Genomic DNA, 21973 nt, shown 5'->3' with positions numbered 1-21973 from the left:
AGATCCGCCATGTTCCATCCCCGCCTTCTGCTCGCCCCGGCCCTGCTGGCCGCCGCCACGGCCGCCAGCGCCCATACGGGGGCCGGCGCCCACCTGCATGCCGGCGATGGCGCCATGCAGGCCCTGATGGCCGGGCTGTCCCACCCCATCGCGGGCCTGGACCATCTGCTGGCCATGGTGGCGCTGGGCCTGTGGTGCGGGCTGATGCTCAAGCGCCAGTGGCTGCCGCCCGTGGCCTTTGCCACCTGCATGGCGCTGGGCCTGGCGCTGACCCAGACCCCGCTGGAGCTGCCGGCCGTCGAGCCCATGGTGGCCGCCTCGCTGCTGGCCTTCGGCCTGCTGCTGGTGGCCCAGCGCCGCCTGCCCGTGGCCCTGGCCATGGTGCTGGCTGGCACCTTCGCGCTGTTCCACGGATACGCGCATGGCGAGGTCTTCCCCCACGCGCTGCCCGCAGCCGTGTTCTGGGCCTACATGGCGGGCATGGTCGCCACCACGCTGGTGCTGCATGCGCTGGGCGTGGCCTTTGGCCGGGCCATGCGCGGCGGCACGGCATCGGCCTGGGCCGCACGCCTGGCCGGCGTGGCCGCCATGGGCTACGGCGCCGTGGCGCTGGCAGGCTGAACGCGGGAGCCGCACATGACCGAGCGCATCATCCCTGGCGAGCTGCTGGCCGAGCCCGGCGAGATCCTGCTGAACGCAGGCCGGCCGGTGCAGACCCTCACGGTCACCAACACCGGCGACCGGCCCGTGCAGGTGGGCTCGCACTTTCATTTCTTCGAGGTCAACGAGGCCCTGCATTTCGAGCGCACCGCCGCACGCGGCTGGCGGCTGAACATCGCGGCCGGCACGGCCGTGCGCTTCGAGCCCGGGCAGGAGCGCACCGTGGAACTGGTGGAAATCTCCGGCGACCGCATCATCTTCGGCTTCAACGCCAAGGTGATGGGGCCTCTCTGAAAGGGAACATTCATGGCAAGCATCACGCGCCAGGCCTATGCCGAGATGTTCGGCCCCACCGTGGGCGACCGCCTGCGGCTGGCCGACACGGCCCTGGTCATCGAGATCGAGAAGGACCACACGATCTACGGCGAAGAGGTCAAGTTCGGCGGCGGCAAGGTCATCCGCGACGGCATGGGCCAAAGCCAGCGCATGGCCGCCGACTGCGCCGACACCGTCATCACCAATGCCGTGATCATCGACCACTGGGGCATCGTCAAGGCCGACATCGCCATCAAGAACGGGCTGATCGCAGGCATAGGCAAGGCCGGCAACCCGGACATGCAGCCGGGCGTGACCATCGTCATCGGCCCCGGCACCGAGATCATTGCGGGCGAGGGCATGATCGTCACGGCCGGCGGCATCGACACGCACATCCACTTCATCTGCCCGCAGCAGATCGACGAAGCGCTGACCAGCGGCGTGACCACCATGATCGGCGGCGGCACGGGCCCGGCCACGGGCACCTTCGCCACCACGGTCACGCCCGGCCCCTGGCACATGGAGCGCATGCTGCAGGCCGTGGATGGCTACCCCATGAACATCGGCCTGCTGGGCAAGGGCAACGCCAGCCAGGCCGCGCCGCTGCGCGAGCAGATCGCGGCAGGCGCCATCGGCCTGAAGCTGCACGAGGACTGGGGATCGACGCCCGCCGCCATCGACTGCTGCCTGGGCGTGGCCGACGAGACCGACACCCAGGTCGCCATCCACACCGACACGCTCAACGAGGGCGGCTTCGTGGAAGCCACGGTGGCCGCCTTCAAGGGCCGCACCATCCACACCTACCACACCGAAGGTGCCGGCGGCGGCCACGCGCCCGACATCATCAAGGTCTGCGGCGAGGCCAACGTGCTGCCCTCGTCCACCAACCCCACGCGGCCCTACACGGTGAACACGCTGGACGAGCACCTGGACATGCTCATGGTCTGCCACCACCTGGATGCCTCCATTGCCGAGGACATCGCCTTCGCCGAAAGCCGCATCCGCCGCGAGACCATCGCGGCCGAGGACGTGCTGCACGACCTGGGCGCCTTCTCCATGATCTCCAGCGACAGCCAGGCCATGGGCCGCGTGGGCGAGGTCGTGCTGCGCACCTGGCAGACCGCGCACAAGATGAAGGTCCAGCGCGGCAGCCTGCCGGGCGACAACGCACGCCACGACAACTTCCGCGTCAAGCGCTACGTGGCCAAGTACACCATCAACCCGGCGCGCACGCATGGCATCGCCCATGTCGTGGGCTCGGTGGAGGTGGGCAAGCTGGCCGACCTGGTGCTGTGGCGGCCGGCGTTCTTCGGCGTCAAGCCCAGCCTCATCCTCAAGGGCGGCAGCATCGCCAGCGCCGCCATGGGCGACCCCAACGCCAGCATCCCCACGCCCCAGCCCGTGCACTACCGGCCCATGTTCGCGGGCCAGGGCAGCGGCGTGGCGGCAGCCAGCCTGACCTTCGTCTCACAGGCCGCCCAGCAGGCCGGCGTGGCAGACCGCTACAGCCTGCGCAAGCGCACCGTGGCCGTGGAAAACTGCCGCAGCGTCAGCAAGCGCGACATGGTGCACAACGACTGGCAGCCCAACATCAGCGTCGATCCCGAGACCTACCAGGTCGTCGCCGACGGCCAGCTGCTGACCTGCGAGCCCGCCACCGAGCTGCCGATGGCGCAGCGGTATTTTCTGTTCTGATCACCCCATGCTCACCGTCAACAAACACATGCCCCAGGGCGGGGGCCTTGCCGCCGTGCTGGTCAGGCGCGCCGCCACGCTGGAACTGGACTGGGACATGCGCCAGAAGAGCCGCTTTGCGGCCATCGACTCCACGGGGCGCGAGCTGGCCGTGGTGCTGGCGCGCGGCAGCGTGCTGCGCGGCGGCGATGTGCTGGTGGCCGAGGATGGCAGCCTGGTCGCCGTGCGCGCGGCGCCCCAGGCGGTGTTGCGCGTGACGGCAGCCACGCCGCTGGGCCTGCTGCGTGCGGCCTATCACCTGGGCAACCGGCATATCCCGGTGGAGGTCACGCCCACGCACCTGCACCTGGAAAACGACCCCGTGCTGCACGACATGCTGCTGCGCCTGGGCGCTCAGGTGGCCCTGGTGGACGCGCCCTTCGAGCCCGAGGCCGGTGCCTATGGCGGCGGCCACCGCCACGGCCATGACGCCAGCTTTGCCGAGGACCAGGCGCTGGCGCAGAGCGTGTATGCGCTGCATGACCATGGGCACGCACACGGCCATTCACACGGCCATTCCCACGATCATTCCCACGGGCATGAACATGGCCACGACCACAGCCATGACCATGATCACAAAGGCTGCTGCGGACACGGGCACAGCCACGACCATCCGCATGGCTGACCTGTCGATACAGGGCCTGTGCGCCCTGCTGCACCTGGCGTCGCCCCAGCTGCCCGTGGGCGGCTTCAGCTATTCGCAGGGGCTGGAGGCCGCCATCGAGCACGGCCTGGTCACGGATGCCGGCACGGCGCGCACCTGGATTGCCGATGCGCTGGCCCACGGCTTTGCGCGCTGCGAGGCGCCGCTGTGGCTGCTGCTGCGCCGGGCCTGGAGCGCAAGCGACGAGGTGGCGGTCCACGAATGGAACCAGTGGTTCATTGCCAGCCGCGACAGCCGCGAGGCGCGTGCCGAGACGCTGCAGATGGGCTGGTCGCTGCACAGCCTGCTGCGCTCCGTGCCCTGGGGCGGCGAGGCCTTTGCGCCCCGCCTGGCCCGGCTGGGCGCGCTGGTGGACAACCCTGGCCTGGCCTATCCCACGGCCTTTGCCTGCGCCTGCGCCGCCGTGCAAGCCGACGAGGCCCATGCCCTGCTGGCCTATGGCTTTGCCTGGCTGGAGAACCAGGTGGCCGCCGCCATCAAGGCCGTGCCGCTGGGCCAGGTGGCGGGCCAGAGCCTGCTGCTGGCCCTGCATCCGCTGCTGGAGCAGGCCGTGGGCGAGGCCCGCCGCCGCGCCGACGCGCAGCCGCCGCGGCTGGACACCATGCTGCCCCAATGGAGCGTGCTGCAGGCGCGGCACGAACACCAGTACTCCCGGCTTTTCCGGTCCTGATCACTCACCTGTCATCCACCATGAACACCCGCACCAAGAAACTCCCCCCGCTGCGCGTCGGCATCGGCGGCCCGGTCGGCTCCGGCAAGACCACGCTGCTGGAGATGCTGTGCAAGGCCATGCGCGCCCACTACGACCTGGTGGTCATCACCAACGACATCTACACCAAGGAGGACCAGCGCCTGCTGACGGTGGCCGAGGCCCTGCCGCCCGAGCGCATCATGGGCGTGGAGACCGGGGGCTGCCCGCACACGGCCATCCGCGAGGACGCCTCCATCAACCTCGAAGCCGTGGACCGCATGCTGCGCCAGTTCCCCGAGGCGGACATCGTCTTCATCGAAAGCGGAGGCGACAACCTGGCCGCCACCTTCAGCCCCGAGCTGTCGGACCTGACCATCTACGTGATCGACGTGGCAGGCGGCGAGAAGATTCCGCGCAAGGGCGGCCCCGGCATCACCAAGAGCGATCTGCTGGTGGTCAACAAGACCGACCTGGCGCCCTACGTGGGCGCCAACCTGTCCATCATGGAAGCCGACACGCAGCGCATGCGCGCCCGCAAGCCCTATGTGATGGGCAGCGTGAAAAGCGGCAAGGGCCTGCGCGAGGTGATCGACTTCATCACCGAGCGCGGCCTGCTGCCGCCCATGCCCGCGCAGGCCTGAAGACGGCCGTGCACGGCCTTCAGCGCTGCGGCGTGCCGCTGGTGGCCTTGGCCTTGGGCAGGGTGGCCGCGCTGCTGGAGGACACCAGCGGATGGCCGGTGGAGGTGACGGCACCATCGGTCTGGCGCCATGCCGAGGGCTTGGGCGCCACCATGGGCTGGGGCGCGGCGGCGGGCGCCCGGCTGCGGTTCCAGGCCGGCAGCAGCACGCGGCGCACAAAACCCATGTCCAGCGCCAGCCACAGCAGCACCGGGCACAGCGTGGGCACCATCAGCCCGCCCATCTGGTAGGCGTAGACGATGGCCTCCAGCTGCCATGTCTGTATGCCCAGCACATTGAGGTCCAGCCGCGCCGCCAGGCACAGCTGCATCAGCACCTGCGAGACCACGCTGAAAGTCTGCAGCGGCAGCAGCGCCACATAGCCCGCCAGGATGCGCCACCACCGGCCCGGACCCCAGGCCGCCAGCAGCATGGCCACCAGCACGGGCAGGCCGTAGCCGTAGCGGGTGGGATCGACCTCGACGATGGCCTCGGCGCGGCGCCAGCCGGTCTGCTCGTTGGAGACCTGGACCGAGGAATTGACGACCAGGCTGCGGGGCGTCTCCAGGTCCACGCGCTGCACCCAGCCACTGGCGGCGTTCTCCAGCACCCACTTGCTCATGCCGGACACCGGCACGGCCAGCCAGCCGGCCGCCAGCGTCCAGGCCAGGGTCAGCACCACGATGCCGCCCATGGCCAGGGCCGCGAAGCGCGAGATGGGATTGCGTCCGATCATGGCGTGCTCCTCAGGCGGCCACGGCGGAGGAAGCTGCAGCGGCGGGCGGCAGCGGCGGCTGGCCGCCATCATCCTGCGACGGCGCCTTGCGGCCGCTCCAGCGCACCCACAGCAGCCAGAAGACCAGCACGTCCAGCATGATCAGCGCCTGCCAGAGGTATTCATGCGCGAAGTTGAAGGCCGTGGTGCTCCACTGGCCCAGGTAGAACAGGCTGATGACGCGCAGCACATTGATGGCCTGCACGGCCACGAAGCCGGCCAGCAGGCCCGCCAGCTTCTGGCGCCATGACGAGGGGAAGGCCATCACGGCGGCAAACAGCACGATGTAGGCCTCCAGGCCATTGCAGCCGGCCTCGATGGAAACACCAAAGCCCGTGGCCGTGTTCCACAGCACCTTGCCCGTGGCCGAGGCGGTGCTGTCGAACCAGGTCACCAGCGAGGCGCAGATATGCGCCAGAAAAGACGTCCAGGGCAGCACGATGTGCTGCTGCACCCAACTGAGCAGGTTCAGCCCGAACATCGTCAGCTGGATGGCCAGAAAGATCAGAAAGAAGCGCAGCATGGCAGGTCGTAGGTGTTGGTTGCCGGGCTTGCGACCTGGCGGTTGCGAAACAGTGTCCTTCTACAGGCTCGCATTATCTTCGTATGCCCTGCAGACGACAAAGGCCGGTGGCACATCGCACCACCGACCTTTGTCTTCAGGACCGAGGCATCACAGACGTTCGCGTCTGCGCATCGCGCCCAGCGCCATGAGTGCCAGCAGGCACGACATCAGCATCAGGCCCCACTGCGACAGTGTGGGAATGCTGGCCGTGCTGCCCGGGCCCGGCTTGAGCGGCGTGGTGGTCGTGCTCTTGTCGTTGTCCGGGTTGCCGTCGCCAGGCACCGTGACCGTGGCCGAGTTGACCAGCGGACGGGCGCCCTTGTAGGGCTTGTCCAGCTTTGTCTCCAGCGTGAAGACCGCCGTGCCGCCCTTGGCCAGTTGCGGCACGCTGCAGGTCACGGTGCGCGTGCCGCTGGCATAGCTGCAGCCGGCCGATGCCGAGATGAACTCCAGCCCGACGGGCAGCACATCGGTCACCGTGGCGCCTGCGGGCGACTGGGGATCGCGGCCGTAGTTGGTGACGGCGAGGGTGTAGGTGGCGGTATCGCCATCGTCCAGTACGGTGGACGGACCCTTCTTGTCCACCCCGAGGTCGACGTTGTGGGCAGCCTGGCTGGTGGAAGTGCGGTCCGTGGTGGCATTGTTGGCCAGCACGTCGGCACCGCTGCTCAGGTACTCCTCCTCATGCGGCTTGACGCTGGCCTTGTGGAAGATGGTGCCGGTCTTGGCCTTGCCCGGCAGCGACTCGGCCTTCATCGTGAACTTGATCGTCAACGTCTCGCCAGGAGCCATCAGCGGGATGGTGCAGTCGAGCTGGCCCGAAGTCGCGCCCACGGCCGGCTGCGTGCACCAGGAGGGCGTGGCCCCACCGATGCCTGCCAGCGCCAGGCCACCCTGATAGCTGAACGTGGCAGAGGAGTTGAGCGTCGTGCCCTTGTCCACGATCGACGCCGGGAAGGCATCCGTCACCTTGACCTGGGTCGCGTACGAGGCGCCCGTGTTCTTGATGATCAGCGTGTATTCGGTCGTCTCGCCCAGCACCAGACCATCCTTGGTGTGGTTCATGTCGATGGCCACGTCCAGCTCGGCACGCTTGAGACCGATCTCGGCCTGCGCGTGGTTGTTGTCCAGGCGGATTTCCTCGGTGGTGGTGGTCACGTCCACCACGTTGCGCAGGCGGGTGCCAGGCGCCGGGTTGTCGCCTGCGGAGCGGGCCATGTACTCCACCAGATACAGTCCCTTGGCGGCCAGCGCACCGGGCCAGGTGCAGGAAATGGTGCCGCCACGCATGCCATCCGGATTGGTCACCGCGGCGCCCTTGCCATCCTTGTAGGTGCAGCTGCCGCCATGGGCGTCAGGCACGCCGATCAGGAAGGCATCGGCCGGCAGTTGGTCCACCATGGCAACGCCCTCGGCATGCGAGGGGCCCAGGTTGGTGGTGGTGATGCTGTACTTCACCGGTTCACCGGCAGCGGCCTCGGTCAGTGGCGCGACCTGCTTGTCCACGGTCAGGTCCACCAGCGACGTCATTTTGAGATCGACCTCCGACTGGTTATTGTTCTCATTGGCGTCGTGGATGGCTTGGGAGTACGCAGTCACGGCATTCTTGTAAGAAGCACCGCCTGCGCCGAGATTGCCCAGATCGACCTTGGGACGGATCTTGAGTTCCACGGTGACGGACTCGCCCGGCACCAGTTGGTCAACGGTGCAAGTCAGGGTGCGCTCCCTGGAATCGGCATTGCCGGAGGGCTGCGGGCAGTCAACGACCGCAGCGCCAGCGCCACTGGCCGTGGCAGACATGAATCCGCCCGCCGGATAGAGCGAGGTCCCGCCGCTCTGGATGCCATCATTTCTGGTGACCAGATCGCGCAGCTCATCGATGATCTCGATGTCCTTGGAGACCACCGTCCCATGGTTGGTCACGGTGATCCGGTATGTGACCTCGTCACCACTCCTGACCGGCAAGGCGGGCGGGGGAACCAGGCTCTTGACCACGCCCACGTCGGCGACATTCTCGGACACCGTGACCTTGGCGGAGGAGTTGACGGTCATGCCGCCCCGGTCCGGCCCCGCGCCCGCCGTGGCGTTGTTGGTGAACTGGGCAAATTCCGCGCCACCCAGATCGTCGACCTGGGCATTGAATACCAGCGTGGTCTCGGCCCCGTTGGCCAGTCCGTCGGAATTGGTACAGGTCTGGGGGGCATTGGTCGCGCCGCCGGCGAACCCGGGGGCACAGCTCCATCCGGCAGTGACACCGGTCAGCAAAAGACGGGGCCCCGGCGTTTCCGTGACCGTGATGGCCTGGCCGGGCAGCACGTCCATGGGGCCGGTGTTGCCGATGGCGAGCGTGTATGAGAACGGATCGCCCCTGAGTACGGGCAGGTCCATGCCCACCTTGCTCTTGTTCAGCGTCAGCTGGGCGGTGTTGCTCAGCGTCACGATGGCCTGTGACTTGTTGTTGGTGATGTTGGGCTCGGCCTGGCTCTCCAGCACCAGCGTGGCGTCATTGACGAGGGTGGTGCCCGCCTTCGCGACACCCGGCCCTGCGACATTCGCGGTGAACTTGATCGCCGGCATGTTGGTGGCGATGTTGCCGCTGAAGGGGCCGGCCCATCGGCACGTCACCGTGCTCACGGTACTGCTGCAACTCCAACCGGGATTGAGCCCGGCACTGAAGGCTGCGAACGTCATGCCCGCAGGCAGGTTGTCGGTCACCAGGATGTCCTGGGGCACGATGGCGCCGGCCACACGCCGCGGCGTGAGCGTGTACTCGACCACGGTGGCCTGGCCGTCCTTGGCATCGACAAAGGCTTTGCTGGCGATCTTGCTCAGCGACATGTCGACATAGCCGCTGCCCGAGGAGGTGACGACCGCACTGTCCGTGTTGTTGTCCTTCTGGCCGTCCGGCATGGGCGTCATGGCATTCTGAAAACCCTGCACGCTGGCTGCGGCGCCGATGGGGCCGCTCATCGAGGCTTCGGCCGGGATGACGATATCCGGCAGGACGGCTGCTGGCGTTCCCGCGAGCTGTCCCGGATGGTCGCAGGTGATGATGCCGCTGGTGATCGGATAGGCACCGGCCGCTGGCGTGCAGCTCCAGGCGCCCGCGCCGCCCGGGAAGGCGGGGGCGCCCGTGATCGTCGCGCCAGAGGGCACTTCGAAGGTCACGCGCGTATGGCCGGCTGCCGGAATATCGGTGGGCCCGTGGTTGGTCACCCGCAGGGTATAGCTGTAGGCCTCGCCATTGTTCACCGCGGTGGCCGAGGGGGTCAGCGAGATGCCCAGGTCGGCCGCGTCATAGGTGGTGAAGTTGCGCGCCAGATCGATGTTGTTGACGCCGCCATCCGCATCGATCGGACCCGTGTCCAGGCTGGCGCTGGCAACGGCCTTCCAGTTCGTGTTCACCGTGGGCAGCATGACGTCGAAGTCCACGGACTTGAACCCGTCTGCCGCACCGAGCGTGCCCACATCGCAAACGAACGTGTTGTTGGCAGCCGTCAGCACCGTGCCTGCCGGCAACGCAGGCAGGCAAGCGATGCCTGCGGGAGCGGAGACGATGTTCTGCAGCACGGCCCCCACAGGGAGCACCTCCTGAAGCTGCACACCCACGGCGTCGCTCCCGGCATTGAGTTTGACCTTGGCCCGGTAGGTGAAGATGCCTCGCGCCAGGCCGCCGATTTCCGGAGCCCCCCCATACAAACCATCGTGGTTGACCAGGATGTCCGTGTCGGCGGGTGCCGCCACGGCCATCCCCGTCGCCAGCAGACCACCGGCCATCAGCACCCACCAGCCTGCAGGCCGGCGCTGCGCCTGTTTGCGCGTGGGCGGTAGCGCACGCGCCACCCAGCCCTTTCCTGTGAAAGCCATGAAACCTCTCCTTTTTTGCTTCATTGACAGCGCCGAATGCCGCAGGCATGGACGCGGAAGGTGCCCGGCTGACCCGAATCTGTCGGAAATCCGACAACCGGACGCACCAAAGGAGGGCATGATGGCTCTCTATATATCTAAAAGTAAATATGCAATGGAATATTTAACAAAAGTGAGTATTTAGAAGTAAATGTGAGTTTTCGTGAGAAGTTGCTGATTTCTGCCGTTTCCAGGCGTTCCCGGGCATGAAAAAAGCCGGCGGCAGCAAGGCTGGCACCGGCTTGAAAAACGCACTGCCGCGCCGTGGCGCGACAGTGGGCAGAAACTCAGGGACTATGCGATGGGGACCTGAGCGTGGCGTGAGAACTCAGGCCAGCAGCGCGTTGACGCGCTTGACGTAGGCGGCGGGGTCCTCGGGCATGCCGCCCTCGGCCAGCACGGCCTGGTCGAACAGGATGTTGGCCAGGTCATGGAAATGCACCGAGCCGTCCAGCTTCTTGACCAGCGGATGCTCTGGATTGACCTCGAGCACGGGGCGCGCGTCGGGCGCCTGCTGGCCGGCCTGCTTGAGCAGGCGCGCCAGCTGCAGGCTCATGCCGCCGTCCTGTACCACCAGGCAAGCGGGAGAGTCCACCAGGCGCGTGGTCACGCGCACGTCCTCGGCCTTGTCCTTGAGCGCTTCCTTGAGCTTGGCCAGCAGGGGCTTGAAGGTTTCGGCCGCTTCCTCGGCGGCCTTCTTTTCCTCTTCGTCCTGCAGCTTGCCCAGGTCCACGGCACCCTTGGCCACGGACTGCAGCGGCGTGCCGTCGAAGTCGGTCAGGTAGCCCATGGCCCATTCGTCCACGCGGTCGGCCATCAGCAGCACTTCGATGCCCTTCTTGCGGAAGACCTCCAGCTGCGGGCTGTTGCGTGCGGCGGTCAGGGAGTCGGCCGTGATGTAGTAGATCGCGTCCTGACCTTCCTTCATGCGGGCCTTGTAGTCTGCCAGCGAGACGGTGGCCTCGTCCTGGCTGGTCGAGGAGAAGCGCAGCAGCCGGGCGATGCGCTCCTTGTTGGCAAAGTCCTCGCCCAGTCCTTCCTTGAGCACGGCACCGAACTCGGCGTAGAACTGGCTGTACTTGCCTTCCTTGGCCTTGTCCTCTTCGCTGACCACGTCGGTGACGCCGTCGGCGGCCGAGTCAGTGGCAGCGTCGTGGCGATCGTGCTTGGCCAGGTCTTCCAGCATGGACAGCACGCGCTTGGTCGAGCCGTCGCGGATCAGGCGCACATCGCGGCTTTCCTGCAGCAGCTCGCGGCTGACGTTCAGCGGCAGGTCGGCCGAGTCGATCACGCCCTTGACGAAGCGCAGATAGCCGGGCATCAGTGCCTCGGCGTCATCCATGATGAAGACGCGCTTGACGTAGAGCTTGACGCCGGCCTTCTTGTCGCGGTTGTAGAGGTCGAACGGCGCCTTGGCCGGGATGAACAGCAGCTGCGTGTACTCGGTGTTGCCCTCGACACGGTTGTGGCTCCAGGTCAGCGGGTTCTCGAAATCGTGGCTGATGGCCTTGTAGAAGTCCTGGTACTGCTCGGCCGTGATGTCCTTCTTGGGACGCGTCCACAGCGCGCTGGCCTTGTTGATGGTCTCCCACTCTCCCGTCTTCTCCATGGCGCCGGGCTGGTCGTTCTCGCCGTCCTTCCATTCCTCTTTTTCCATGAGGATGGGCAGGCTGATGTGGTCGGAGTACTTGCCGATGACCTGCTTGATCTTCCAGGCGTTGAGGAACTCCTCGGCCTCGGGGCGCAGGTGCAGCGTGATGCTGGTGCCGCGCTGGGCACGCTCGATCTGCTCGACCTCGAACTCGCCCGTGCCACCGCTGGTCCAGCGCACGCCTTCGGAGGCCGGCAGGCCCGCACGGCGTGTTTCCACGGTGATCTTGTCGGCCACGATGTAGCCCGAGTAAAAGCCCACGCCGAACTGGCCGATCAGCTGCGAGTCGGACTTCTGGTCGCCCGAAAGCTTGTCCATGAAGGCCTTGGTGCCGCTCTTGGCGATGGTGCCCAGGTTGTCGATGGCCTCCTGCTCGCTCATGCCGATGCCGGTGTCGGCAATGGTCAGCGTCTTGGCGGCGGCGTCGAAGGACACGCGCACTTCCAGGTTGGGCTGATCCTCATAGAGGGCGGCATCGTTCAGCGCCTCGAAGCGCAGCTTGTCGCAGGCGTCGGAGGCGTTGGAGACCAGCTCGCGCAGGAAGATCTCGGGATTGGAATACAGCGAATGCGTGACCAGGTGCAGCAGTTGTGCGACTTCGGCCTGAAAAGAATGGGTTTGCTTGCTCATGCAGACAGTGTCCTATGGGTTCACAACAGGGAAAAAATCAGCCCTTATCTCGGGCCGGCGAGCGCATTATCAAGATCCCGCCGCCCTTATGGCGACGCAGGCTCTGGACGATTGTTCACTTTTTTGCCCTCACGGCAGGGCTGGTGCAGGGCTATAACTGCGCCACTTTCCGCTGTGCGGCGGACGGTGCGCGCAGGGCCCGGGCGCAATGGCGGGCCTGCTTCAGGAGATTTTCCATGCACAGCTCTGTTCAAAAATGGTCCGCCGAATTCCTCGGAACCCTGTGGCTGACCCTGGGCGGCTGCGGTGCGGCCGTGCTGGCCGCCGCCTTCCCGCAGGTAGGCATCGGCCTGGTCGGCGTCTCGCTTGCCTTCGGCCTGACGGTGCTCACGGGCGCCTATGCCTTCGGGCCCATCTCGGGCGGGCACTTCAACCCGGCCGTCTCCGTGGGCCTGGCCATGGGCGGGCGCTTTGCCTGGAGCGAACTGCCGGGCTACATCGTCTCGCAGGTGCTGGGCGCCATCACGGGCGCGGCCATCCTCTATGTGATCGCCACGGGCAAGGCCGGTGCCGACATCGGCGGCTTCGCCACCAACGGCTACGGCACGCATTCGCCGGGCGGCTACGGCATGACGGCCGCCCTGGTCACCGAGGTGGTGATGACGGCCTTCTTCATCCTGGTCATCCTGGGCGCCACGGCCAAGCGCGCGGCAGCCGGCTTTGGCGGGCTGGCCATCGGCCTGTGCCTGACGCTGATCCACCTGATCTCGATCCCCGTGACCAATACCTCGGTCAACCCCGCGCGCAGCACGGGCCCGGCCCTGTTCGGTCCCGAGATCGCGATCTCCCAGCTGTGGCTGTTCTGGGTGGCGCCCATCGTGGGCGCGCTGATCGGCGCGGTGATCTACAAGGCCCTGCTGGCCGGCCCGTCCGACGAGTAAGGCCAGGGACGGGCGCGGCAGGCGCCCGCAGCAAAACCCGGCGGCTGGTGACAGCCGCTTTTTTTTCGTCCGGCAGCAACCGCGTTTTCATCGGATCTTTGGTGAAACACGGTTTTCGTTTGTTGCTTGACGGCAACGAGAAGCACTTTCACCCGGCTCAAACAGGCCAACTTTACGAAACAGAAACCGAACGCTAGTGATTCGCAATAACAATTCGCGGGCTTTCATCGGAGCGAACATGCAAACATTCCAACAAATCCTCCCCCCCGCGAACCTCACCCAGCTGGCGCTTGCCGCTGCCCTGAGCCTGGCGGGCACCTCGGCTTTCGCGCAGGCCAGCACCACGCTGGGCACCGTGAACGTGACGTCTTCCACCGAAGCGCCCGTCAAGACCGACAACGCCTCCTCGGCCAAATTCACGGCCCCGCTGGTGGACACGCCCAAGACGGTGCAGGTCATCAACGAGGAAATCATCAAGCAGACTGGCGCGACCAGCCTGCAGGAAGCCCTGCGGTCCACGCCCGGCATCACCTTCGGCAACGGCGAGGGCGGCAACCCCTCGGGTGACCAGCCGTTCATCCGTGGCATGGACGCCCAGGCCAGCACCTTCGTGGACGGCATGCGCGACATTGCGGCCGGCACGCGCGAAGTGTTCAACCTGGAAGCCGTGGAAGTCATCAAGGGCGCCGATTCGGCCTACGCAGGCCGTGGCGGCGCGGGCGGCTCCATCAACCTGGTGACCAAGAAGGCCAGGAACGAGAACTTCATCAGCGGCGACGTGGGCCTGGGCACGGACAGCTACCGGCGCGCCACCATCGATGCCAACCGCGTGCTGGGCGAAGGCGTGGGCCTGCGCCTGAACGCCATGGTGCACGACGCCGACGTTCCCGGCCGCAACGGCCCCGAGAACAAGCGCTGGGGCATTGCCCCCACGGTGACCTTCGGCATGGGCACGCCCACCGAGGTCTCGCTGTCCTGGCAGCACCTGCAGACCGACAACATTCCCGATGGCGGCGTGCCCTACCTGTACAGCAGCACGGCTGCGGCCGGCCTGCGCGGCGGCAGCGTGGTGCGTCCCACCTACGGCAACAGCCGCGACAACTGGTACGGCCTGACCAGCCGAGACTACGAGAAGGAAAAGAGCGACCTGTTCACGGCCACCGTGGAGCACAAGTTCACCGACACCCAGAAGTTCCGCAACAGCCTGCGCTACAGCAAGACCGAACAGGACTACCTGTGGACCCAGCCCGACGACAGCAAGGGCAATGTCGTCAATGGCTATGTGTTCCGCCGTGGCAATGCACGCGTGGCCGACATCAAGACGCTGCAGAACCTCTCGGAATTCACGGGCAAGGCCCAGACCGGCAGCGTGGGCCACAGCTACGCCTTCGGCCTGGAACTGTCCAAGGAAAAGGCCGAATCCCGCACGGCTGCCGTACAGACCACCAACACCACCTGCACGGCCGCCAGCCTGTGGTGCGCCTCGCTGAACAACCCCGACAGCAGCCCGCTGTGGAACCTGCCCGTGACGCTGGGCGACCCCAGCCACAACCAGATCGACACCGTGGCGCTGTACGGCTTCGACACGCTGAAGTTCAACGACCAGTGGTTGCTCAATGCCGGCCTGCGCATGGACCACTACAAGATCAGCTCCTCCGGCCCTGCCGGCCGCAACACGCCGGCCTATGACCTGAGCCGTTCGGACACATTGTTCAACTACCAGCTGGGCCTGGTCTACAAGCCGGCCACCAACGGCAGCATCTACGCCAGCATCGGCACCTCCTCGCGCCCCGGCGGCTCCATGCTGGGCAACGGCAACGAGGACCTGGGCATCTCCACCGACCAGCTGGCCAACCTCGCCCCCGAGAAGACCCGCTCGCTCGAGCTGGGCACCAAGTGGGACCTGATGGAAAAGCGCCTGGCGCTGACGGCCGCGCTGTTCCGCAACGACGTGACCAATGCGCGCATCACCGAAAACGGCGTCACCTACATGGGCGGCAACAAGGTGGTCAACGGCGTGGAGCTGGGCTTCACGGGCAGCGTGCTGCCGGGCCTGAGCGTCTTCGGCGGCTACACCTACATGGACAGCGAGCAGAAGAACGCAGGCGCGGGCAGCGTGGCCAACGGCCAGCCCTTCCCCAACACGCCCAAGCACAGCTTCAGCCTGTGGACCAGCTACAAGCCCATGGCAAAGCTGACCGTGGGCCTGGGCATCTACGCCCAGAGCAGCGTGAACCAGAGCTACATCCTGTCCACGGTGGATGGCGGCATCGTCACCAAGGGTGCCAGCGGCTATGCGCGCTACGACGCCATGGTGGCCTACCAGATCGACCGCAACCTGACCGTGCAGCTGAACCTGTACAACCTGGGCGACAAGGTCTACTACAGCGGCATCCGCTCGCCCCACTACGCGACCATGGCCGCAGGCCGCTCGGCCGTGGCCTCGCTCAAGTGGACGTACTGATCTGCTGATCGCCCCGGGCGACCGCGCAGCGGCTTGACGCTGCGCAGATTCACCGCAAAGCCCCGCAGGCCATCGCCGGCTGCGGGGCTTTTTTGCGGGACACTCCCTGATTCCGCTCCCGAGGACCGCCTGCCATGATGCTCCGCATACCCGCCCTGCTCAGCCCCGAAGAAGTGCGCCAGTGCCGCCAGGCGCTGGAGCAGGCCCCGTGGCAGGACGGCCGCGCCACGGCCGGCCACCTGGCTGCCCAGGTCAAGGCCAACCTGCAGCTGCCGCTGGACAGCCAGGCAGGCCAGGCGATCGGCAACCTCATCCTCGACAAGCTGGGAGCCAGCGCGCTGTTCATGTCGGCCACCCTGCCGCTGAAGGTGCTGCCGCCGCGCTTCAACCGCTACGAGGGCGGCGGCACCTATGGCAACCATATAGACAACGCCATCTTCACCATCCCCGGCACGGCCATCAAGGTGCGCAGCGATGTCTCCACCACCGTGTTCTTCAGCGAGCCCGATGAATACGAAGGCGGCGAGCTGATCGTGGAAGACACCTTCGGCCACCAGAGCGTGAAGCTGGCCGCGGGCGACGCCATCGTCTACCCCGGCACCAGCCTGCACCGCGTCAACCCCGTCACGCGCGGCACGCGCTACGCCAGCTTCTTCTGGACCCACAGCCTCGTGGCCTCGGACGAGAAGCGACGCATCCTGTTCGACCTGGACCAGCAGATCCAGCAACTGACGGTGCGCCACCCGGGCGAGCCCGCTCTTTCCGCGCTGTCCGGCACGTACCACAACCTGTTGCGGATGTGGTCGCAGGCCTGACGCCAGAGCCGCCTCAGAACCGGTACTTGAGGTTGAGCGTCACATTGCGCGTGGCCGCGTAGTAGCCCGTATAGAACGTGGTGTCCAGGCCTTGCAGGTAGTGCTTGTCGAAGAGGTTGTTGAGGTTCAGCGTGGCCGACCACTGCCTGTCGAACTCGTAGCGCGCCATCAGATTCACCACGGCAAATGCCTTTTGCTCGGCCGTGACGGCCTTGCCCAGTTGCCAGGGCGTGGCCGTGAAATGGATGCGGTCCTGCCAGTTCACGCCGCCGCCCAGCGTCAGGCCGCGCAATGCGCCGCCGAAGCGGTAGCTGGTCCACAGCTTCGCCATCTGGCGCGGGAACACCGTGCGTATGCGCTGGCCTGCGGCATCCTCGGTGGTGTTGTAGTTGTAGCTGGCACCGACCTGCCAGCCCCGCGCGATCTCGCCATTGATCTCGAAGTCCACGCCCTGGGTCCTGGCGCCCTTGACGGCACGGTAGGCGGCCACGGCCGGCAAGGTGCCCGGCACGGTCTGGCCCGCATCGACCTCGGCCAGGTTGTCCTGGCGCACCCAGTACAGCGCGGCCGAGCTGGCCAGCCGCCCACCCAGGAATTCGCTCTTGATGCCCAGCTCGTAGTTGTCGCCTTCGCGGGGATCGAGCACGGCGCCGTTGCGGTCGCGCTGGCTTTGCGGCTTGAAGATGCTGGTGTAGCTGGCGTAGAGGGAGTGGTTGTCGTTCAGGTCATAGACGATGCCGCCGTAGGGTGTGAAGGCCGCGTTCTCCCGCATGCCGACCACGCTGCTGCGCGGCGCCAGCGCGGCCGAGGTGTAGAGCGTGGACAGCGCGTAGCGGTAATTGCTCAGGCGGGCACCTACGATCACCGACAGGTCGTCGCGCGGCTTCAGGCGCAGCACGCCATAGGCGCCGTACTGCTTTTGCCAGGTGTCATAGTCCATGAGCTTGTCTGCGGCAATCACGGGCAGCCCGGTCTGGTTGTCCCAGTGGTAGATGTTGATTGCGCGGCCTTCTATGTCGTCATCGGCCGGTTCGTGCTGGTTGTCGTACTCGGCCCAATTGAAGCCCAGCACCATCTCATGGCGCCGGCCCCATAGCTGCAGCGGTCCCTGCACGGAGGCATCCACGCCGGTCTGGCGCTGCCAGGCGCGGCTGTAGCCGCCGTAGAGCATCACGCCTTCGCCGGTGTCCCGGTCGGGGAAGCCCCAGCTCGCATCGGCCGACGAGCCGCTGCGCTTGCCGCGCAAATGGTTGGCGGACAGCTTGAGCATCCAGCCTTCAGGCAAGGGCTTTTCCAGCGTGGCGAACAGGTTGTAGGCCTCGATGCGGTTGGTGTTCCAGCGGGCGCCGGCATTGGTGTGCGGCCCGAAATCCGTGGGCGATCCGTCGCTGTGGAACAGCGGCAGGCCGCTGCCCGAGCTGCCGCGCGGATTGCTGCTCTGGTAGTGCAGGCCCGCCGTCAGCAGGGAGCCATCGGGCAGATCGACCTCGGCCACGCCGTAGAGCGTGCGCTTTTTTTCCTCGTAGAAGTCCACATGCGTGCCGCCCTGCTCCGCAGCGGCCACGAAGCGGCCGCGCACGCGGCCGTCCTGCGCCAGCGGGCCGGAGACATCGATCTCGGCACGGCGCCGGCCCCAGGACCCCAGACCCAGGCCCGCCTGACCCTGGAACTCGCGCGTGGGCTTCTTGCGCACCAGGTTGATGGTGCCGGAAGGATCGCCCGCGCCCACCAGCAGCCCCGCCGCGCCGCGCAGCACCTCCACGCGGTCATAGATCACCAGATCGGTTTCTGCCTGGGGAATGTTCTGCGTCACCACGTCGATGGAGGTGGCGATGCCGTCGAACTGGTAGTTGTCTATCGCATATCCGCGCGAGTAGACGGTGTAGCGGCTGGCGCCTATGTTCTGCACCGACAGGCCGGGCGTCTGCTCCAGCACCTCGGACATGCTGTCCATGCCCTGGTCATCCATGCGCTGGCGCGTGATCACGCTGACCGACTGCGGGGTCTCACGCAGCGACAGGGCCAGCCGGGTGGCCGTGGCGCTGGGGCCGTTTGCCGCGTAGCTGCCCGAGCCGTCGGAGGCCGCGCCCGGCGCCGCGGCCGTGACATTCACCGTGGCCAGCGTGGCGCCGGCTGCCGCCGCGGGCGCCACCTGCTCCACGCGCCGCAGCGCATAGCCGCCGCCGGGCTGGCGCACGGCCTGCCAGGCGGTGCCGGCCAGCAGGGCCTCGAAGGCGCCCTCCACCGTGTAGCTTCCGCGCAGGCCCGCGCTGCGCTGTCCGGCCGTCTGCTCGGCCGTGAAGATCAGGGCCACGCCGGCCTGGGCGGCCGTGCTGCGCAAGGCGGCATCCAGCGGGCCGGCAGCGACGTCATAGCTGCGCTGGGCCTGGGCCAGCACGGCGGCGGGCATGAGCGCGATGGCCAGCGCCAGCGCGGGGCGGGGCATGAAAAGGGGTTGCATGGTCCTGGGTTCTCCCTATGTTCCGATGTCGAAAATCAAAGCTCTCGGAAACAAGGAAGCGCGGCGCGGGAAATCGGGTCACCCCTGGCGCAAAAAAAACGAAAAGGAAGAAAAAAAATCTCAGCCACTCACCTGCGCAGGCTCCACCACCACCCACCAGCGCGTGCGCCAGCGCAGCTGCACGGGCAGCGCACCGGGCAGCATGGCCAGCACGGCGTCCGTGCCATCGATGCCGCCTTCGTCCAGCGGGAACACGCCTGAGAACCGCAGCCCGGCCACGGCCGGATCGGCGTGCAGCCAGCCGGGGCGGTAGCGGTTGAGCTCGGCCAGGAAGTCGTCGAGGCGCTGGTTGTCCACCCACAATTGGCCCCGGCTCCAGGCGTCGTCCGCAGGGCCGGCCGGCTGCACCGTGCTCCAGCCCGTGCGCGTGAAGTCCATGGCCTCGCCCGCCTGCAGACGCCGTGCGGATGCGCCTGTGCCGGCCGGGCGCAGCTCCACGGCGCCCTCGAACACCGCCACGCGCGCACCTGCATCGGCGCTGCGCACCACGAAGCGCGTGCCCAGGGCGCGCACGCGGCCGTGGGCGGTCTCCACCACAAAGGGCAGATCGCCCAGCGCACCTGCGGGATGGCCGGTGGTGAACAGCGCCTCGCCGGCCAGCAGGCGCAGCCGGCGTTCGCTGCCGTCGAACTGCAAGGCCACGGCGCTGCCGGGGCCCAGCAGCATGTCCGTGTCGTCGGGCAGGGTCCAGCGGCGGCGCTGGGTGCCCGTGGCGTAGTCGGCCGCCATCTGCTGCCACTGCGGCGTGCGGCTGGCCAGCCAGCCCGCGCCGGCCGCCGTGCCCAGGCCCGCAAACAGGCCCAGCAGGCGCCGCCGCGCAGCCCGGGGAGCGGCGGACAGGCCGCGATAGCCCGCGCCACCGGCGTTGAGCCCCGTCAGCGCGCCCGTCACGGCCTGCAGATGGGCCCAGGCGCGGCCATGGTCGGCGTCTTCATCGAGCCAGCGCTGCCAGCGCGCGCGGTCGGCGGCCGAGGCCTGGCCCGATTGCAGCAGCGCAAACCAGCCGGCAGCCGCCCGCGCCACGCCGGCCGGCAAGGGCCGGCCCAGCGCCTGGGGCGCCTGGATACTGCTGCCGGGTAGCGGCGCGGCGCTGGACAGGCGCCGAGGATCGGAAGGAGGCACCGGCGCCATCAGGACAGCGCCAGCACGAAGCAGCGCTCATAGCCCTGGGCCAGGTAGCGCTTGACGCTGGTCATGGACACGCCCAGGCGCGTGGCGATGTCCGCATAGCTCAGGCCTTCGAGGTGGGCCAGCAGGAAAGCCTCGCGCACCTTGGGCGCCAGCGCGTCCAGCGCCTGGTCCACGGCCTGCAGCGATTCGAGGGCGATCAGCCGCTCTTCGGGCGAAGGGGCAAGTTCAACGGGCAACAGGGCCAGGGTGTCGAGATAGGCGCGCTCCAGCAGCCGGCGCCGGTGCTGGCGGATCACAAGATGGCGGGCCACGGTGGCCAGAAAGGGGCGCGGCTGCTCGATGCGGCCGGCCATGCCCGAGGTGATCACGTTGACGAAAGTGTCGTGCGCGATATCGGAAGCCTCGAACACATTGCCCAGCTTGCGGCGCAGCCAGCCTTGCAGCCAGCCATGGTGTTCGACATAGAGGGTGTGTACGGGATCGGCCGGTGCGCGCATGAAAAGACGGACGCGCCCCGGACTGGCGTGCCGCAGCGCTGAAGCTCGTTTGAGAATGGTTCGCATTCTAAACACGAGCTGTGCGCTCACTGAAACCGGCGCGGCCCAAGACCAGGGACACCAAGCAAGGGCCGCCCCGCCGCGAGGGTGTCGTCCCCCTCCCCCGCGAAGCGGGTAGAGAGGGGGAAGCGGCGCAAGCCGCTCAGGGGGTGCTAAAAGCCTTCATGTGCACCCAGGTAGCGCCACTGGCCCACAGGCAGGTTGCCCAGCGTCACTCGGCCGATGCGGATGCGCTTGAGACCCACCACGCGCAGGCCCACCAGTTCGCACATGCGGCGGATCTGGCGCTTCTTGCCTTCGGTCAGCACAAAGCGCAGCTGCTCGGGGTTCTGCCAGTCCACCTTGGCGGGCTTGAGTGCCTCGCCGTCCAGCGACAGGCCATGGCACAGGCGTGCCAGCTGCTCGGCCGGGAACACGGATTGCACGTCGATGTCGCGGTCGCCGTAGGTCACGCGCACCAGGTACTCCTTGTCCATCTCCGAGTCTTCGCCAATGATCTGGCGCGCCACACGGCCGTCCTGGGTCATGACCAGCAGGCCCACGGAGTCGATGTCCAGCCGGCCGCAGGGCGCCAGGCCCTTGAGCTGCGCGAAGTTGAAGCGCGTGCGGCTGGTGTCCTGGTTCCAGTGGTTCTGGGGCGTGACCAGGACCACGGCGGGCTCGTGGCCGTCCTCGGCCTGTCCGCTGACATAGCCCATGGGCTTGTGGATCAGGATGGTGACCTGCTGGTCCTGGCGCTCGCGCGCCTCGCGCTCGACGGTGATGCGGTCGGCCGCCACCACGTTCTGACCCATCACGGCGAGTTCGCCATTGACGCGGACCCAACCCTTGTCCACCCACTCGTCGGCCTCGCGGCGCGAGCACAGGCCCATGTCGGCCAGGCGCTTGTTGATGCGCACGCCACCGGGAACCTGCTCCTGCAGCGGCTCGGGAGCACGCTTGACGGGGATTTCGCGGCTGGCGCCACCGTCGGCGGGACGGTAGGTGCGGATGCCGCTGAGCGGACGGTAGGCGGGCTCGGCCTGGGGCGCCTCGTCGCGCCGCGGGCCACGGGCGTCATCACGGCGGGGACCACGGGCGTCGTCGCGGCGCGGTCCGCGCGCATCGTCACGGCGGGGGCCGCGGGCGTCGTCACGGGGACGGTCGCGGAAACCACCTTCACGCGGGCCGTCACGGGGACCGTCGCGCTGGCCGTCACGTTGGGCATCGCGTTGACCATCACGCGGACGCTCATCGCGCTGGCCATAGGGCCGGTCGCGGCGATCGTCCGGGC

17 protein-coding genes are annotated in these 21973 nt (G+C 67.5%); 9 read left to right on the top strand and 8 right to left on the bottom strand.

The window, feature by feature from the left end; translation table 11 throughout:
- Positions 1-9: 9 nt before the first annotated feature.
- The 6 genes from A9976_RS17590 to ureG are packed head-to-tail and all read left to right on the top strand — an operon-like array spanning position 10 to position 4705.
- Complete coding sequence (locus A9976_RS17590; RefSeq protein ID WP_183020067.1) at positions 10-621, top strand: HupE/UreJ family protein; 612 nt, start codon at positions 10-12, stop codon at positions 619-621.
- A 27-nt stretch (positions 622-648) separates the two neighbouring features.
- Positions 649-954 (top strand): urease subunit beta, encoded by a 306-nt coding sequence (locus A9976_RS17585; RefSeq protein ID WP_183020215.1) that lies wholly within the window; start codon positions 649-651, stop codon positions 952-954.
- Positions 955-966: 12 nt separating this feature from the next.
- Positions 967-2670, top strand: coding sequence for an urease subunit alpha (gene ureC, locus A9976_RS17580; RefSeq protein WP_183020066.1), 1704 nt, complete (start codon positions 967-969; stop codon positions 2668-2670).
- Between the two features lie 7 nt (positions 2671-2677).
- Positions 2678-3334: an urease accessory protein UreE gene (gene ureE / locus A9976_RS17575; protein WP_183020065.1), complete on the top strand. Its 657-nt coding sequence runs from the start codon at positions 2678-2680 to the stop codon at positions 3332-3334.
- Positions 3327-4043, top strand: coding sequence for an urease accessory protein UreF (locus tag A9976_RS17570; RefSeq protein ID WP_183020214.1), 717 nt, complete (start codon positions 3327-3329; stop codon positions 4041-4043). Before ureE ends, A9976_RS17570 begins: the two co-directional genes overlap by 8 nt.
- Before the next feature lie 20 nt (positions 4044-4063).
- Entirely contained in the window at positions 4064-4705 is a 642-nt protein-coding gene (ureG, locus tag A9976_RS17565) for an urease accessory protein UreG (RefSeq protein WP_183020064.1), read from the top strand.
- A gap of 19 nt (positions 4706-4724) precedes the next feature.
- Here ureG and A9976_RS17560 read toward each other — a convergent pair whose 3' ends face one another.
- The 4 genes from A9976_RS17560 to htpG all read right to left on the bottom strand — a co-directional run bounded on the left by A9976_RS17560 (position 4725) and on the right by htpG (position 12271).
- A complete protein-coding gene (locus A9976_RS17560) occupies positions 4725-5480 on the bottom strand; it encodes an exosortase H-associated membrane protein (protein WP_183020063.1) in 756 nt (251 codons plus the stop codon).
- A 10-nt stretch (positions 5481-5490) separates the two neighbouring features.
- Positions 5491-6042, bottom strand: a complete 552-nt coding sequence (gene xrtH, locus A9976_RS17555; protein ID WP_183020062.1) for an exosortase H — start codon at positions 6040-6042, stop codon at positions 5491-5493.
- Between the two features lie 150 nt (positions 6043-6192).
- Complete coding sequence (locus A9976_RS17550; RefSeq protein ID WP_183020061.1) at positions 6193-9951, bottom strand: IPTL-CTERM sorting domain-containing protein; 3759 nt, start codon at positions 9949-9951, stop codon at positions 6193-6195.
- A gap of 367 nt (positions 9952-10318) precedes the next feature.
- On the bottom strand, positions 10319-12271 hold the full coding sequence (htpG, locus tag A9976_RS17545) for a molecular chaperone HtpG (RefSeq protein ID WP_183020060.1): 1953 nt from the start codon (positions 12269-12271) through the stop codon (positions 10319-10321).
- A 236-nt stretch (positions 12272-12507) separates the two neighbouring features.
- Between htpG and aqpZ the strand changes: the two genes are divergently transcribed.
- The 3 genes from aqpZ (at position 12508) to A9976_RS17530 (ending at position 16491) form a co-directional block, all read left to right on the top strand.
- Positions 12508-13212, top strand: a complete 705-nt coding sequence (gene aqpZ / locus A9976_RS17540) for an aquaporin Z (protein ID WP_183020059.1) — start codon at positions 12508-12510, stop codon at positions 13210-13212.
- 238 nt (positions 13213-13450) lie between these two features.
- A complete protein-coding gene (locus A9976_RS17535; protein WP_183020058.1) occupies positions 13451-15676 on the top strand; it encodes a TonB-dependent siderophore receptor in 2226 nt (741 codons plus the stop codon).
- A gap of 134 nt (positions 15677-15810) precedes the next feature.
- Positions 15811-16491, top strand: coding sequence for a Fe2+-dependent dioxygenase (locus A9976_RS17530; protein WP_183020057.1), 681 nt, complete (start codon positions 15811-15813; stop codon positions 16489-16491).
- Positions 16492-16504: 13 nt separating this feature from the next.
- Here A9976_RS17530 and A9976_RS17525 read toward each other — a convergent pair whose 3' ends face one another.
- The 4 genes from A9976_RS17525 to A9976_RS17510 all read right to left on the bottom strand — a co-directional run.
- Positions 16505-18952 carry a TonB-dependent receptor gene (locus tag A9976_RS17525; RefSeq protein WP_183020056.1) on the bottom strand — a complete coding sequence of 816 codons (2448 nt, stop codon included), beginning with the start codon at positions 18950-18952 and terminating at the stop codon, positions 16505-16507.
- A gap of 120 nt (positions 18953-19072) precedes the next feature.
- Positions 19073-20143 carry a FecR domain-containing protein gene (locus A9976_RS17520; RefSeq protein ID WP_183020055.1) on the bottom strand — a complete coding sequence of 357 codons (1071 nt, stop codon included), beginning with the start codon at positions 20141-20143 and terminating at the stop codon, positions 19073-19075.
- Positions 20143-20640, bottom strand: a complete 498-nt coding sequence (locus A9976_RS17515) for a sigma-70 family RNA polymerase sigma factor (RefSeq protein WP_183020054.1) — start codon at positions 20638-20640, stop codon at positions 20143-20145. The genes A9976_RS17520 and A9976_RS17515 overlap by 1 nt, the downstream gene beginning before the upstream one ends.
- Before the next feature lie 212 nt (positions 20641-20852).
- On the bottom strand, positions 20853-21973 hold a 1121-nt coding region (locus A9976_RS17510; RefSeq protein WP_220808716.1), incomplete at its 5' end, for a pseudouridine synthase.

It is taken from the genome of Delftia sp. UME58 (assembly GCF_014170385.1).
Classification (GTDB): Bacteria; Pseudomonadota; Gammaproteobacteria; order Burkholderiales; family Burkholderiaceae_C; genus Comamonas; species Comamonas acidovorans.
This window is presented reverse-complemented; position numbering and strand designations above follow the sequence as displayed.